General features: G+C 42.8%; 2 tRNA genes and 1 rRNA gene. All 3 read right to left on the bottom strand.

The annotated features are described in order from the left end of the window. Positions 1–213 precede the first annotated feature (213 nt). Positions 214–289: transfer RNA gene (locus tag IEY18_RS17335), tRNA-Ala, on the bottom strand. Positions 290–415: 126 nt separating this feature from the next. Then, positions 416–492: transfer RNA gene (locus IEY18_RS17330), tRNA-Ile, on the bottom strand. 69 nt (positions 493–561) lie between these two features. Further along, a 16S ribosomal RNA gene (locus IEY18_RS17325) occupies positions 562–638 on the bottom strand; the annotation flags it as partial.

Genomic DNA, 638 nt, shown 5'->3' with positions numbered 1-638 from the left:
TCATTAAAGTGTTTGAGAACTCATTTGTTATCAATGCTTTCGCATTAACAACAGAGATTTTGCAATTTAAACAATCAATAAATTGATTGCTAAATTACTATCAGCTTTCCAAATTTTTAAAGAACGGGCTTAAAAAAGCCAAAGATAAATTCACATTTATCTTTGGCATCTCTAACCGAATCGCATGCTACTTTCTTCAATCAAAGAAGTAAATGGTGGAGCTATGCGGGATCGAACCGCAGACCTCCTGCGTGCAAGGCAGGCGCTCTCCCAGCTGAGCTATAGCCCCATTTACATGCAGTGAACAAAAATACGTACCAATAAATTGGCGAAGCCAATTCGAGGTTAGTCAAGACAACCTGTTGCGACGTTTAGCAAACTAAACGAGTAACGAGTTAACGAGTTAACGAAGAATTGGTGGGTCAGAGTGGACTTGAACCACCGACCTCACCCTTATCAGGGGTGCGCTCTAACCAGCTGAGCTACAGACCCATTTTTGTTCTTTTCTTTTGACAAGCAATCTGTGTGAACACTCAGCATGCGCTAAGTTAGTCGTATAGGTAAGGAGGTGATCCAGCCCCAGGTTCCCCTAGGGCTACCTTGTTACGACTTCACCCCAGTCATGAACCACAAAGTGG

The sequence above is a fragment of the Shewanella gelidii genome (assembly GCF_014647855.1).
Classification (GTDB): domain Bacteria; phylum Pseudomonadota; class Gammaproteobacteria; order Enterobacterales; family Shewanellaceae; genus Shewanella; species Shewanella gelidii.
The sequence above is the reverse complement of the archived record's forward strand: the minus strand, read 5'-3'. Positions and strand labels throughout refer to the sequence as shown.